Annotated in this window: 13 protein-coding genes; 9 read left to right on the top strand and 4 right to left on the bottom strand. The window is 72.2% G+C overall.

The window, feature by feature from the left end; translation table 11 throughout:
* Positions 1 to 119 precede the first annotated feature (119 nt).
* From ACWD4U_RS32420 to ACWD4U_RS32410, 3 genes are read right to left on the bottom strand one after another with little or no spacing between them, the layout of a single operon-like run.
* Complete coding sequence (locus ACWD4U_RS32420) at positions 120 to 1,085, bottom strand: COX15/CtaA family protein (protein WP_363460975.1); 966 nt, start codon at positions 1,083 to 1,085, stop codon at positions 120 to 122.
* A gap of 44 nt (positions 1,086 to 1,129) precedes the next feature.
* Entirely contained in the window at positions 1,130 to 1,900 is a 771-nt protein-coding gene (locus ACWD4U_RS32415) for an ABC transporter permease (protein WP_363460973.1), read from the bottom strand.
* On the bottom strand, positions 1,897 to 2,814 hold the full coding sequence (locus ACWD4U_RS32410; RefSeq protein ID WP_363460971.1) for an ABC transporter ATP-binding protein: 918 nt from the start codon (positions 2,812 to 2,814) through the stop codon (positions 1,897 to 1,899). Before ACWD4U_RS32410 ends, ACWD4U_RS32415 begins: the two co-directional genes overlap by 4 nt.
* A 124-nt stretch (positions 2,815 to 2,938) precedes the next feature.
* Here ACWD4U_RS32410 and ACWD4U_RS32405 point away from each other — a divergent pair, with 124 nt between their 5' ends.
* The 9 genes from ACWD4U_RS32405 (at position 2,939) to ACWD4U_RS32365 (ending at position 11,147) form a co-directional block, all read left to right on the top strand.
* Positions 2,939 to 3,802, top strand: coding sequence for a helix-turn-helix transcriptional regulator (locus tag ACWD4U_RS32405; RefSeq protein ID WP_449787378.1), 864 nt, complete (start codon positions 2,939 to 2,941; stop codon positions 3,800 to 3,802).
* Positions 3,799 to 5,211, top strand: a complete 1,413-nt coding sequence (sufB, locus tag ACWD4U_RS32400; protein ID WP_363460969.1) for a Fe-S cluster assembly protein SufB — start codon at positions 3,799 to 3,801, stop codon at positions 5,209 to 5,211. Before ACWD4U_RS32405 ends, sufB begins: the two co-directional genes overlap by 4 nt.
* A gap of 59 nt (positions 5,212 to 5,270) precedes the next feature.
* Positions 5,271 to 6,503 (top strand): Fe-S cluster assembly protein SufD, encoded by a 1,233-nt coding sequence (sufD, locus tag ACWD4U_RS32395; protein WP_363460967.1) that lies wholly within the window; start codon positions 5,271 to 5,273, stop codon positions 6,501 to 6,503.
* Complete coding sequence (locus tag ACWD4U_RS32390; protein ID WP_363460965.1) at positions 6,500 to 6,817, top strand: bifunctional 3-phenylpropionate/cinnamic acid dioxygenase ferredoxin subunit; 318 nt, start codon at positions 6,500 to 6,502, stop codon at positions 6,815 to 6,817. Before sufD ends, ACWD4U_RS32390 begins: the two co-directional genes overlap by 4 nt.
* A 7-nt stretch (positions 6,818 to 6,824) precedes the next feature.
* Positions 6,825 to 7,589 (top strand): Fe-S cluster assembly ATPase SufC, encoded by a 765-nt coding sequence (gene sufC / locus ACWD4U_RS32385; RefSeq protein WP_363460963.1) that lies wholly within the window; start codon positions 6,825 to 6,827, stop codon positions 7,587 to 7,589.
* Between the two features lie 29 nt (positions 7,590 to 7,618).
* Positions 7,619 to 8,863: a cysteine desulfurase gene (locus ACWD4U_RS32380; protein WP_363460977.1), complete on the top strand. Its 1,245-nt coding sequence runs from the start codon at positions 7,619 to 7,621 to the stop codon at positions 8,861 to 8,863.
* A 12-nt stretch (positions 8,864 to 8,875) separates the two neighbouring features.
* Entirely contained in the window at positions 8,876 to 9,328 is a 453-nt protein-coding gene (gene sufU / locus ACWD4U_RS32375; RefSeq protein ID WP_363460961.1) for a Fe-S cluster assembly sulfur transfer protein SufU, read from the top strand.
* Between the two features lie 21 nt (positions 9,329 to 9,349).
* Positions 9,350 to 9,739 (top strand): metal-sulfur cluster assembly factor, encoded by a 390-nt coding sequence (locus ACWD4U_RS32370; RefSeq protein ID WP_363460959.1) that lies wholly within the window; start codon positions 9,350 to 9,352, stop codon positions 9,737 to 9,739.
* Between the two features lie 232 nt (positions 9,740 to 9,971).
* A complete protein-coding gene (locus tag ACWD4U_RS32365) occupies positions 9,972 to 11,147 on the top strand; it encodes a serine hydrolase domain-containing protein (RefSeq protein ID WP_363460957.1) in 1,176 nt (391 codons plus the stop codon).
* Positions 11,148 to 11,208: 61 nt separating this feature from the next.
* Here the strand turns inward: ACWD4U_RS32365 and ACWD4U_RS32360 are convergent, their stop codons facing one another.
* Complete coding sequence (locus ACWD4U_RS32360; protein ID WP_363460955.1) at positions 11,209 to 12,534, bottom strand: MFS transporter; 1,326 nt, start codon at positions 12,532 to 12,534, stop codon at positions 11,209 to 11,211.
* Positions 12,535 to 12,794 lie beyond the last annotated feature (260 nt).

Genomic DNA, 12,794 nt, shown 5'->3' with positions numbered 1-12,794 from the left:
TCCGGTGCGGTGCAGTCCTAGACAGCTCCACCACACCGGAGGTCTTCACGTTTGATCAAGCCAGACCACCGTCAACAACGCTCGTGGTCAATACAGCTAGGGCGTCCCGTGACGGAGCCTCAGGCGACCAGTTCGGCCTCGGGTGCGCTGGCCTGGGCGGGGATGCCGCCGCGGCTGCGCAGCGCCAGCGGGACGCGTAGTGCGGCGCCCCAGATCAGCGCGGCGCCCAGCATGTGCAGGCCGACCATCACCTCGGGCGCGTCGGTGAAGTACTGCACGAAGCCCAGCACGCCCTGGGCGAGCAGCAGGACGAACAGCTCGCGCACCCGGGCCCGGGCCGGGGCGGGGGCCTTGACGGCGGCGAACACCAGCAGCGCGGCGAGGGTCAGGCCGACCGAGAGGAAGACCAGGTCGGCGTGGGCCTGCACCAGGCGGTCGTAGTCGATCGGGATCCGGTCCACCGGCTTGCCGTCCTTGCTGGACGCGCCCGGGTGGTGGCCCGCGCCGGTGACCATGGTGCCGACCAGCACCAGCAGGCCGATCACCGCGACCAGCACCTGGGCGAGGTGCCGGATCGGCTCGGCGACCAGCGTCCGCGGCGCGGCGTCGCCCTCCGCGCTGCGCTCCCACATCAGCACCGCGACCCACACCAGGGCCATCGCGGCGACCATGTGCACCGCCACGATGTACGGGTTGAGGCCGGTCAGCACGGTGACGCCGCCGATCACGGCGTTGCTCATCACCAGCCAGAACTGGGCCCAGCCGAGCCGGGTGAGCGAGCGCCGCCACGGCGTGGCGCAGCGGGCGGCCAGGATCGCCCAGCCGATCGCGGCGCACAGCACGTAGGTGAGCATCCGGTTGGTGAACTCGATGACGCCGTGCACGCCCATCTCGGGCGTCGGCACCACGCTCTCGCCGGTGCAGCGCGGCCAGGTGGTGCAGCCGAGGCCGGACGCGGTGAGCCGGACGGCGCCGCCGGTGACCACGATCACCACGCTCATCACCAGCGCGGCGAGAGCGGCCCGGCGGACCTGCCGGGCGGAGGGGTGCCAGCGGTCGGCGAGGAGGGAGAACGGGTTGGTCACCGGACCATCGTAGGCGGGCTTATGCCGTGCTCCGGCGGCGGCCGCTACTCCCAGCGGAACCAGCGGGCCGCCGCGGTCAGGCCGAGCACCGACGAGGCCGCCAGCACCCCGAGGTCGCCCCAGGGCACCCCGTGGCCGAGCTGCAGCACCGCGCGCAGGCCGTCGGAGAGCGCCGAGATCGGCAGCAGCTCCAGCACCGGGCGCACCGCGGCGGGGAACTTCGCCAGCGGCACCACCACGCCGCCGGCCAGCAGCAGCAGGATGAAGACCAGGTTGGCGGCGGCCAGCGTGGCCTCCGCCCGCAGGGTGCCCGCCATCAGCAGGCCGAGGCCGGAGAACGCCGCGGTGCCGAGCACCAGGAGCGCCAGCACCGCGAGCGGGCTGCCGTGCGGGGACCAGCCGAGCGCCAGCGCGATCGCCGAGAGCAGCAGCACCTGCAGCAGCTCGACGACCAGCACGCAGCCGGTCTTGGCGGCGAGCAGCGCCCAGCGCGGCAGCGGGGTGGCGCCCAGGCGCTTGAGCACCCCGTAGCGGCGCTCGAAGCCGGTGGCGATGGCCTGGCCGGTGAAGGCGGTGGACATCACGGCCAGCGCCAGCAGCCCGGGGGCGAGGAAGTCGACCCGCTTGCCGGGGCCGGCCGTGTCGACCACGTCGACGGCGGAGAACAGGACCAGCAGCACGGTCGGGATGACCACGGTGAGCAGCAGCTGCTCGCCGTTGCGCAGCAGCATCCGGGTCTCCAGCGCGGTCTGCGCGAGCAGCATCCGGCCGGTGGGGGCGGCGCCCGGGCGGGGGGTGAGGTCGGCGGCGGTCATCGCAGTTCCCGTCCGGTCAGGTCGAGGAAGACGTCTTCGAGGCTGCGGCGCTGCACGGCCAGCCGGTCCGGCATCACGCCGGCCTCGGCGCACCAGCCGGTGACGGCGGCCAGCAGGGCGGCGTCGAGTTCGGCGTCCACCCGGTAGGAGCCGGGGGCGGCCTCGGCGACGGCGGCGCCGTCCGGGAGGACCTTGCGCAGCCCGGCCAGGTCGAGGCCGGCCGGGCCGTCGAAGCGCAGCCGGGCCTCGCTGCCGCGCAGCCGGTCGGGGGAGCCCTGGGCGATGACGCGGCCGCGGTCGATGATCGCGACGTCGTCGGCGAGCTGCTCGGCCTCGTCCATCTGGTGGGTGGTCAGCACCACCGTGACGCCGGCGGTGCGCAGCTCGGCGATCAGCTCCCAGGTGGCGCGGCGGGCCTGCGGGTCGAGGCCCGCGGTGGGCTCGTCCAGGAAGACCAGCTCGGGGCGGCCGACCACGGCCATCGCCAGCGCGAGGCGCTGCTGCTGGCCGCCGGAGAGCCGGCGGTAGGCGGTGCGGCCGCAGGAGTCCAGGCCGAGGCGTTCGGCGAGCGGGCCGACGGGCAGCGGGTCGGCGTACAGCTTCGCGGTGTGGCGGAGCATCTCGAGGGCGCGCGCGCCGGGGTACACGCCGCCGGACTGGAGCATCACACCGATCCGGGGCCGCAGCTCGGCGCCCTGGGCGACCGGGTCGAGGCCGAGCACCCGGACGGTGCCCGCGTCGGGGCGCCGGTAGCCCTCGCAGGTCTCGACGGTGGTGGTCTTGCCCGCGCCGTTCGGGCCGAGCACGGCGGTGACGGCGCCGCGCGCGAGGGAGAGGTCGAGCCCGTCCACGGCGGTCTTGTCGCCGTACCGCTTGACCAGTCCGGTCACCTCGACGGCGGGGTCTGCATGCATACCGGCGAGTGTAGGAGCAGCTCACGCCGGTCCTCGGGTAAGGCTTGCCTACCGTGATGGACGACACCGGTGAGGCGTGGATCACGGCTTGTCTCTCGGACCCGAATTACGCAACAATCGTGTTGTGAAAAAGATTCGCGAGCACGACGCCCAGCCCGGGGAGCACGACGCCCCCGGCTGTGCCGTGCCCGCGACGGCGGCGGAAGCCCTGGCGGAGGGGCATCGGGCGACCCGGGACCGGGTCGCCCGGTCGATTCTCGACCACGGGCCGTCCTCGGCCGCCGACCTGGCCAGCCGCCTCGGCCTGACCGCCGCAGCGGTCCGCCGTCACCTGGACGGCCTCGCCGCCTCCGGTCTCGTCGACGCACGCGAGCAGCGCGTGTACGGCAGCCGCGGCCGCGGGCGCCCCGCCAAGGTGTTCGCGCTCACCGACGCCGGCCGGTCGGCCTTCTACCAGGCCTACGACCAGCTGGCCGCCGACGCGCTGCGCTGGATCTCCGACGCGGCCGGCGGCGGCAAGGCGGGCGAGGAGGCGGTCGCCGCCTTCGCCCGGGCTCGTTTCGCCCGGCAGGGCCGCCAGTACCAGGCCGCCCTGGAGCTGGCCGACGCCGAGCAGCGCGCCGAGGCGCTGGCCGAGGCGCTGAGCGCCGACGGGTACGCTGCCACGGTGCGGCGTGTTCCGTCCGCCGTGTCCTCCGCGCCGCCCGCGAGCGCACCGGCCGGCGCCCAGCTCTGCCAGCACCACTGCCCGGTCGCGCACATCGCCGAGCAGTTCCCGCAGCTCTGCGAGGCCGAGACCGAGGTCTTCTCGCAGCTCCTGGGCACCCATGTGCAACGGCTGGCCACGATCGCCCACGGCGACGGGGTCTGCACCACGTATGTGCCGGCATCCGGTGCCGCACCGTCGTCCTCCCGGACGCCCGGTGCAGTGCCGACTGCCGGTACGTCCCCCAACGAATCGGATCGTCCGCGGAGGAACCTCGCATGACTGACATCGCACACCCCGAGCTCGAAGGCCTGGGCACCTACGAGTACGGCTGGGCCGACTCGGACGTGGCCGGCGCCGCCGCCAAGCGCGGCCTCAACGAGGACGTCGTCCGCGACATCTCCGCGAAGAAGAGCGAGTCCGAGTGGATGCTCAACCTGCGACTCAAGGGCCTCAAGCTGTTCGGCAAGAAGCCGATGCCGACCTGGGGCTCCGACCTGTCGGGCATCGACTTCGACAACATCAAGTACTTCGTGCGGTCCACCGAGAAGCAGGCCGAGTCCTGGGAGGACCTGCCCGCCGACATCAAGGCGACCTACGACAAGCTGGGCATCCCGGAGGCGGAGAAGCAGCGCCTGGTGGCCGGCGTCGCCGCGCAGTACGAGTCGGAGGTCGTCTACCACCAGATCCGTGAGGACCTGGAGGAGCAGGGCGTCATCTTCCTGGACACCGACACCGCGCTGAAGGAGCACCCGGAGCTCTTCAAGGAGTACTTCGGCACCGTCATCCCGGCCGGCGACAACAAGTTCGCCGCGCTGAACACCGCGGTGTGGTCCGGCGGCTCGTTCATCTACGTGCCGAAGGGCGTGCACGTCGACATCCCGCTGCAGGCCTACTTCCGGATCAACACCGAGAACATGGGCCAGTTCGAGCGGACGCTGATCATCGTCGACGAGGACGCCTACGTGCACTACGTCGAGGGCTGCACCGCGCCGGTCTACTCCTCGGACTCGCTGCACTCCGCGGTGGTCGAGATCATCGTCAAGAAGGGCGGCCGCTGCCGCTACACGACGATCCAGAACTGGTCGAACAACGTCTACAACCTGGTCACCAAGCGCGCCGTGGCGTACGAGGGCGCGACCATGGAGTGGATCGACGGCAACATCGGCTCCAAGGTCACCATGAAGTACCCGGCCGTCTACCTGATGGGCGAGCACGCCAAGGGCGAGACGCTGTCGATCGCCTTCGCCGGTGAGGGCCAGCACCAGGACGCCGGCGCGAAGATGGTCCACATGGCGCCGAACACCTCCTCGCACATCGTCTCCAAGTCGGTGGCGCGCGGCGGCGGCCGGACCTCCTACCGCGGCCTGATCGAGATCGGCGAGGGCTCGCACGGCGCCAAGTCGAACGTGCTGTGCGACGCGCTGCTGGTGGACACCATCTCCCGCTCGGACACCTACCCGTACGTGGACGTCCGCGAGGACGACGTGTCGATGGGCCACGAGGCGACCGTCTCCAAGGTCTCCGAGGACCAGCTGTTCTACCTGATGAGCCGCGGCATGACCGAGACCGAGGCGATGGCGATGATCGTCCGCGGCTTCGTCGAGCCGATCGCGCGCGAGCTGCCGATGGAGTACGCGCTGGAGCTGAACCGGCTGATCGAGCTGCAGATGGAGGGCGCGGTCGGCTGACGCGCCGTCAGCACCCGCCGTCCGTCGACCATTTCCGAAAGAGAGCAACACGAACAGCCATGGCTGAGCAGAACACCCCCGGCTCCACCACCGCCGGTTCGATCGAGGTCGGCACCGCCGGCGCCGGCGCGCAGCTCGCCGGCCCGGGCACCGGCCGCGAGACCGTCCGGCAGCCGATCGACGCCCGTGTCGCGGTCAAGCCGTCCTTCGACGTGAACGACTTCCCGGTGCCCACCGGCCGCGAGGAGGACTGGCGGTTCACCCCGCTGCACCGCCTCGGCGGGCTGCACGACGGCTCGGCCGTTGATGCGGTCAAGGGCGAGGACAAGATCGACCTGGGCCTGCCGGAGGGCGTCACCTCCGAGCTGGTAGGCCGGGACGACGCCCGCGTCGGCAAGGCCGGCACCCCGGTGGACCGGGTCGCCGCGCAGGCGTTCAGCGCCTTCGAGCAGGCCCTGGTGGTGACCGTCCCCAAGGAGACGGTGCTCACCGAGCCGGTCCGGATCGACGTACACGGCGAGGGCGGCACCGCCTTCGCCCACCTGGTGGTCGAGGTCAAGCCGTTCGCCGAGGCCGTCGTGGTGCTGAACCACACCGGCTCCGGCACCCGGGCCGCCAACGTCGAGCTGCTGGTCGGCGACGGCGCGAAGCTGACCTTCGTCTCGGTCCAGGACTGGGACCGCGACGCGGTGCACGTCGCCCAGCACAACGCGCTGGTCGGCCGGGACGCCACGTTCAAGTCCGTGGTGGTCACCTTCGGCGGCGACGTGGTCCGGCTGCACCCGCGGGTGAACTACGCGGGGACCGGCGGCGAGGCCGAGCTGTTCGGCCTGTACTTCGCCGACGCCGGCCAGCACCTCGAGCACCGCCTGGTGATCGACCACGACACCCCGCACTGCCGCTCCAACGTCGCGTACAAGGGCGCCCTGCAGGGCCAGGACGCGCACGCCGTCTGGGTCGGCGACGTGCTGATCCGCGCCGCCGCGCTCGGCACCGACACCTATGAGCTCAACCGGAACCTGGTGCTCACCGACGGCGCCCGGGTCGACTCGATCCCGAACCTGGAGATCGAGACCGGCGAGATCGTCGGGGCCGGCCACGCCTCCGCCACCGGCCGCTTCGACGACGAGCAGCTGTTCTACCTGCAGTCCCGCGGCATCCCGGCCGACGAGGCCCGCCGCCTGGTGGTGCGCGGCTTCTTCGCCGAGCTGGTCCAGCAGATCGGCGTCGCCGAGATCCAGGACCGTCTGATGGAGAAGATCGAGGCCGAGCTGGAAGAGACGGTCGCATGACCTACGTCCGCGCCTGCGCGCTGAGCGTCCTCCAGGAGGACGTTCCCAAGCGCGTCGAGCTGAACGGCGTCGCGGTCGCGATCGTCCGGACCGACGACGGCGTGTACGCGATCAACGACATCTGCTCGCACGCCAACGTCTCGCTCTCCGAGGGCGAGGTCGAGGACTGCATGATCGAGTGCTGGCTGCACGGTTCCAGCTTCGACCTGCGCACCGGGAAGCCGTCCGGGCTGCCCGCGACCAGGCCGGTCGCCGTTTACCCCGTGAAGATCGAAGGGGACGATGTGCTCGTCTCCGTCAACCAGGAGAACTGAGTACCCCATGGCAACGCTTGAAATCCGCGACCTGCACGTCTCCGTCAACGCCGAGGGCGGTCCGCGCGAGATCCTCCGTGGCGTCGACCTGACGGTCAAGCAGGGCGAGACCCACGCGATCATGGGTCCGAACGGCTCCGGCAAGTCCACCCTCGCGTACTCGCTGGCCGGCCACCCCAAGTACACCGTCACCGGCGGCCAGGTGCTGCTGGACGGCGAGGACGTGCTGGAGATGTCGGTCGACGAGCGGGCCCGGGCCGGCCTGTTCCTGGCCATGCAGTACCCGGTCGAGGTGCCCGGCGTCTCGGTCTCCAACTTCCTGCGCACCGCCGCCACCGCCGTCCGCGGCGAGGCCCCCAAGCTGCGGCTGTGGGTCAAGGAGGTCAAGGAGGCGATGGCCGCGCTGCAGATGGACCCGGCGTTCGCCGAGCGCAACGTGAACGAGGGCTTCTCCGGCGGTGAGAAGAAGCGCCACGAGATCCTCCAGCTCGAGCTGCTCAAGCCGAAGATCGCGATCCTCGACGAGACCGACTCCGGCCTCGACGTCGACGCGCTGCGGATCGTCTCCGAGGGCATCAACCGGGTGCGCGAGACCGGTGAGGTCGGCACCCTGCTGGTCACCCACTACACCCGCATCCTGCGCTACATCAAGCCCGACTACGTCCACGTCTTCGCGGCCGGCCGGATCGTCGAGTCCGGCGGTGCCGAGCTCGCGGACAAGCTGGAGGAAGAGGGCTACGAGAGCTACGTGAAGGGCGGCGCTTCCGAGTGAGCCATACCCACCTGACCGGACCCCTCGCCCTGGCACAGGAGTTCGGCGACGCGATCCGCAAGGACTTCCCGATCCTGGGGCGCCGACTGCACGACGGCAAGCCGCTGGTCTACCTGGACAACGCGGCCACCTCGCAGAAGCCGCGCCAGGTGCTGGAGGCCCTGAACGCCTACTACGAGCAGCACAACGCCAACGTCCACCGCGGCGTGCACGTGCTCGCCGAGGAGGCCACCGCGCTGTACGAGGGCGCCCGGGACAAGGTCGCGGCCTTCATCAACGCGCCCAGCCGCAACGAGGTGATCTTCACCAAGAACGCCTCGGAGTCGCTCAACCTGGTCGCCAACATGCTGGGCTGGGCCGACGAGCCGTACAAGGTGGACGCCGACTCGGAGATCGTGATCACCGAGATGGAGCACCACTCCAACATCGTGCCGTGGCAGCTGCTGGCGCAGCGCACCGGCGCGAAGCTGAAGTGGTTCGGGCTCACCGACGAGGGCCGGCTCGACCTGTCCAACATCGACGAGCTGATCACCGAGAAGACGAAGATCGTCTCCTTCACCCTGGTGTCCAACCTGCTGGGCACGGTCAACCCGGTGGAGACCATCGTCCGCAAGGCCCAGTCGGTCGGCGCGCTGGTCTGCATCGACGCCTCGCAGGCCGCCCCGCACATGGTGCTGGACGTGCAGGCGCTGGAGGCCGACTTCGTCGCCTTCACCGGCCACAAGATGGTCGGCCCGACCGGCATCGGCGTGCTGTGGGGCCGTCAGGAGCTGCTGGAGGACCTCCCGCCGTTCCTCGGCGGCGGCGAGATGATCGAGACCGTCACCATGGGCTCGTCCACCTACGCCCCGGCCCCGCACAAGTTCGAGGCCGGCACCCCGCCGATCGCCCAGGCGGTCGGTCTCGGCGCGGCCATCGACTACCTGTCCGGGATCGGCATGGAGCGCATCGCCGCCCATGAGCACGCGATCACCGAGTACGCGATCGAGCGCCTGCTGGAGGTCCCCGACCTGCGGATCATCGGCCCGCGCACGGCCGTCGACCGCGGCGCGGCGATCTCCTTCACGCTCGGCGACATCCACCCGCACGACGTGGGCCAGGTGCTCGACGAGCAGGGCATCGCGGTGCGGGTCGGCCACCACTGCGCACGGCCGGTCTGCCTGCGGTACGGAATTCCGGCGACCACCAGGGCGTCGTTCTATCTGTACTCGACGCCGGGCGAGGTCGACGCGCTGATCGACGGCCTCCACCACGTCCGCAACTTCTTCGGCTGAGGTGGCTGCTCCATGAAGCTCGACTCCATGTACCAGGAGATCATCCTGGACCACTACCGCAACCCCCACGGCAAGGGGCTGCGGACCGGCGACGCCGAGGTCCACCACGTCAACCCCACCTGCGGCGACGAGATCACCCTGCGGGTGAAGCTCGACGGCGCGGTGGTGGCCGACGTCTCCTACGAGTCGCAGGGCTGCTCGATCAGCCAGGCCTCCGCCTCCGTGCTCAACGACCTGGTGGTCGGAAAGCCGGTCGGCGAGGCCCAGCAGATCCAGGAGGCCTTCCTGGAGCTGATGCAGAGCAAGGGCCAGTCCGAGGGCGACGAGGAGGTCCTGGAGGACGCGGTCGCGTTCGCCGGGGTCTCCAAGTACCCCGCCCGCGTCAAGTGCGCCCTGCTCAGCTGGATGGCCTGGAAGGACGCCACCGCCAAGGCCCTGGCCGGCCGGCCCGAGATCACCGACTGACGGACGAAGGACACCGAATCCATGAGTGAGAACGAGACCCAGGCGGTCGAGGCGGCCGAAGCGGTGGACGCCGCGGCGCCCGGTGCCTTCACCACCGCCGGCACCGTCTCCGTCGAGGACCTGCACGAGGCCCTGATGGACGTCGTCGACCCCGAGCTGGGCATCGACGTCGTCAACCTCGGCCTGATCTACGGCATCCACATCGACGAGGACGACGTCGCCACCATCGACATGACCCTCACCTCGGCGGCCTGCCCCCTCACCGACGTGATCGAGGACCAGGCCAAGACCGCCACCGACGGTCTGGTCAAGGACCTGCGGATCAACTGGGTCTGGATGCCGCCGTGGGGCCCCGACAAGATCACCGACGACGGCCGCGAGCAGCTGCGCGCGCTCGGCTTCAACGTCTGACGCACCGTCGCCACCGCAGGGCGCGGCGCTCCCCTCTCCGAGGGGGCGCCGCGCCCTCGCGCGTGTCCGGGGGTGACGGGTCGTCAACTCCCACCGGTATGAGGCGGTCCGTAGCACCAGGGGGGTAGCGGCGGCGGTCGGGCTTGGCTCCTGGGGGTGACGCGGCCGCGGGTGCCGGCGGGCGAAGGTGGGCCCGGCCGAGGGGACCGGCCCACCTTCCCAGGAGGATCAGATGACCGAGCACCGCACCGTCCGCCGCACCGCGCTGCGGCTCGCCGCCGCCCTGCTCGCCGGGACGAGCGTGCTGGCGTTCGCCCCGGTGGCGGGGGCCGCGACCGCGACCACGACCACCCGCACCGACCGGGCCGCACTGCAGCACGGGCTGGACGCACTGACCACCGAGGGCGGCGCGGTCGGCGCCGTCGCCGAACTCCGCGACCACGGCCGGGTGGCCTGGCGGGGCGGCTCCGGGCTGCGCGCCCTCGACTCCACCGACCCGGCCCCGCTGGACGGCGAGTTCCGGGCCGGCAGCGTCAACAAGACCTTCGTCGCCACCGTGCTGCTCCAGCTCACCGCCGAGGGCCGGGTCCGGCTCGACGACCCGCTGGAGCGCTACCTGCCCGGCGCGTACCCCGGCGGCGACACGATCACCGTCCGCCAGGTGATGAGCCACACCGCCGGGATCTACGACTACACCGAGGACCCGCAGTTCGCGCACGAGACCGAGGACGACGTGCGCAGGATCCTCGACACCGGCCGCTGGATCACCCACACCCCGGACGAACTGATCGCCGTCGCGGCCCGGCACGCCCCGTACTTCCCGCCCGGGCAGGGCTGGCACTACTCCAACACCGACTACCTGCTGATCGGCAAGCTGGTCGACGCCGTCACCGGGCACTCCTGGCGCACCGAGGTCGAGCGGCGCATCCTGCGCCCGCTCGGCCTGCGCCACACCTACCTGCCGGGCACCGCCACCGCGATCCCCGGCCCGCACAGCCACGGCTACCTCCCGCTCTCCACCGGCCCCGCCGACGTCACCGAGATCAACCCCTCGATGGCCGGCGCCTCCGGCGAGCTGATCTCCACCACCGACGACCTGGCCCGCTTCCAGGCGGCCCTGTTCGGCGGCCGCCTGCTCGCCCCCGCCCAGCTCGCCGAGCTGACCACCACCGTCCCCGGCGACGAGTTCCCGCCCACCCGCTACGGCCTGGGCACCGAGCAGCTCCGGCTCTCCTGCACGACCGTGTGGGGCCACTCCGGCGGCATCCTCGGCTACGCGAGCTTCGTCTTCGGCACCCGCGACGGCACCCGCCAGCTCGCCCTCTCCGCCACCCCGTACGACCCCGCCAAGGGCGCCGTCTTCTACCCGGCGGTGGTCTCGCTGATCGACCACGCCTTCTGCGGCTGACGCTCCGACAGGAGACGGGAAGGCCGGAGCAGCCGCGCTGCTCCGGCCTTCCGACGCACCGTCAGCGGCGCCCGCGCAGGACCGCGGCGGCCAGCGCCAGGGCGGCGGTGGCGGCGAGCAGGGCGAAGGTGGTGACGGCGGGGAGGAGGCCGTAGGCGCGGGTGAGGGCGCCGACGGCGATGATCGGGGCGGAGGAGCCGAGGTAGACGATGATCCACAGGGTGGACAGCTCGCTGCCGCGGCGGGCCGGGTCGAGGGCGGCGACCGCGCTGGTGAACAGCGAGCGGAACGCGACGCCCTGGCAGGTTCCGGCCAGCACACTGCCGATGAACAGCAGCGCGGGCGTGCCGGTGGCCGCGGCGAGGGTCAGCAGGCCGAGTCCGCCCGCCAGACCTGTCAGGCCGAGAGCCACCACCACGCGGTCGGCGGTCGGCGGCACCAGCAGCTGCGCCGCGGCGGACGAGCCGAGCAGCAGCGCGGCGACGCCCGCCCCGGCCATCCGGGAGCCGGTGTGCAGCAGGGTGGTGGAGAAGGCCGGGGCGAGCGCCAGGTAGACGCCGAACACCGCGTACGAGACGAACCCGGCGCCGGACGCCAGCAGGAACTCGCGGCGGCCCGACCGCGGCAGCCGCAGCCGCTGCGGGCGCAGGTGGGCCGGGGTGGTGATGCGCGGCGGGGAGGCCGGCGGCCGCACCGAGCCGGGCATCCGCGGGTGCACCAGGGCGAGCGGCACGCACAGCGCCAGCAGCGCCACGGCGTGCGGCAGGAACGGGCCGATCAGGGGGTCCGGGCCGCCCGCCAGCGCGGCGCCGACCAGCGGGCCGAGGGCGACGCCGCCGGCCGAGCAGGCCAGGGTGAGCTTGGCGGCCAGGGTCGGCCGGTCGGGCAGCAGGTCGCCGAGGGCCGCGCCCGCGGCACCGGTGGACAGGCCGACCGCGACGCCCTGCACCGCGCGACCGGCGGCGAGCTGCCAGAACGAGCCGGCGGTGGCGAAGACCGCGTCGCCGACGGCGGCCAGCGCGAGCGCGGGCAGGATCAGCGCGCGCCGTCCGAGGTGGTCCGACCAGTGGCCGACCGCGGCGAGCACCGGGACCAGCGCGAAGACGTAGACCGTGAAGAGGATCGTGGTGTCGAGCGGGGTCAGGCCGAGCCGCTGCTGGAGCACCGGGTAGATCGGGGTCGCCAGGTTGGCGCCGATCAGCAGGAGCAGCAGCGCGCCGGCGACCAGGCCGACCCGGATGCCGCGCAGCGCGTTCCAGCGGCTGATCGCGGCGAGCTGGAGCTGCTTGCGAGGTGCGAGCTCCAGCGGGAGCAGGGCCTCCGACAGTCGGCGTCCGGCGTACTGAGCGGTGCTCAGGCCGGAGCCGGCGGGGGAGAGGTCCGCCATGGCAGGGGTCTCCTGTGGCCAGGGCGCCACCGGGCGCGGCCGGGCCAAGGATGGCGGCACGGCGACGGGACCCGAATGGTGCGGGTGTGCGTGAACGGGGGTCGGGGCTTCGTCGCCCCGGGGGCGCACGCGCGAGGGTGGTGCACGGCGCCCATCGAAGGATACGTGCCCCGGACACTCGTTCGGCGGGTCGGTCCCACTCGTTCGGGGGGACGCTCGCGCAGCTCAGGCGACAGGCCCTGGCGCCGGATACGCTGGGT

It is taken from the genome of Kitasatospora sp. NPDC002522 (genome assembly GCF_053595195.1).
The sequence above is the reverse complement of the archived record's forward strand: the minus strand, read 5'-3'. Positions and strand labels throughout refer to the sequence as shown.

What these genes read in the sequence shown, in the direction of transcription:
- ACWD4U_RS32415 (WP_363460973.1), bottom strand. Translation starts at nt 1,900, where the DNA reads ATGACCGCCGCCGACCTCACCCCCCGCCCGGGCGCCGCCCCCACCGGC.
- ACWD4U_RS32410 (WP_363460971.1), bottom strand. Translation starts at nt 2,814, where the DNA reads ATGCATGCAGACCCCGCCGTCGAGGTGACCGGACTGGTCAAGCGGTAC.
- sufB (WP_363460969.1), top strand. Translation starts at nt 3,799, where the DNA reads ATGACTGACATCGCACACCCCGAGCTCGAAGGCCTGGGCACCTACGAG.
- sufD (WP_363460967.1), top strand. Translation starts at nt 5,271, where the DNA reads ATGGCTGAGCAGAACACCCCCGGCTCCACCACCGCCGGTTCGATCGAG.
- ACWD4U_RS32390 (WP_363460965.1), top strand. Translation starts at nt 6,500, where the DNA reads ATGACCTACGTCCGCGCCTGCGCGCTGAGCGTCCTCCAGGAGGACGTT.
- sufC (WP_363460963.1), top strand. Translation starts at nt 6,825, where the DNA reads ATGGCAACGCTTGAAATCCGCGACCTGCACGTCTCCGTCAACGCCGAG.
- sufU (WP_363460961.1), top strand. Translation starts at nt 8,876, where the DNA reads ATGAAGCTCGACTCCATGTACCAGGAGATCATCCTGGACCACTACCGC.
- ACWD4U_RS32370 (WP_363460959.1), top strand. Translation starts at nt 9,350, where the DNA reads ATGAGTGAGAACGAGACCCAGGCGGTCGAGGCGGCCGAAGCGGTGGAC.
- ACWD4U_RS32365 (WP_363460957.1), top strand. Translation starts at nt 9,972, where the DNA reads ATGACCGAGCACCGCACCGTCCGCCGCACCGCGCTGCGGCTCGCCGCC.
- ACWD4U_RS32360 (WP_363460955.1), bottom strand. Translation starts at nt 12,534, where the DNA reads ATGGCGGACCTCTCCCCCGCCGGCTCCGGCCTGAGCACCGCTCAGTAC.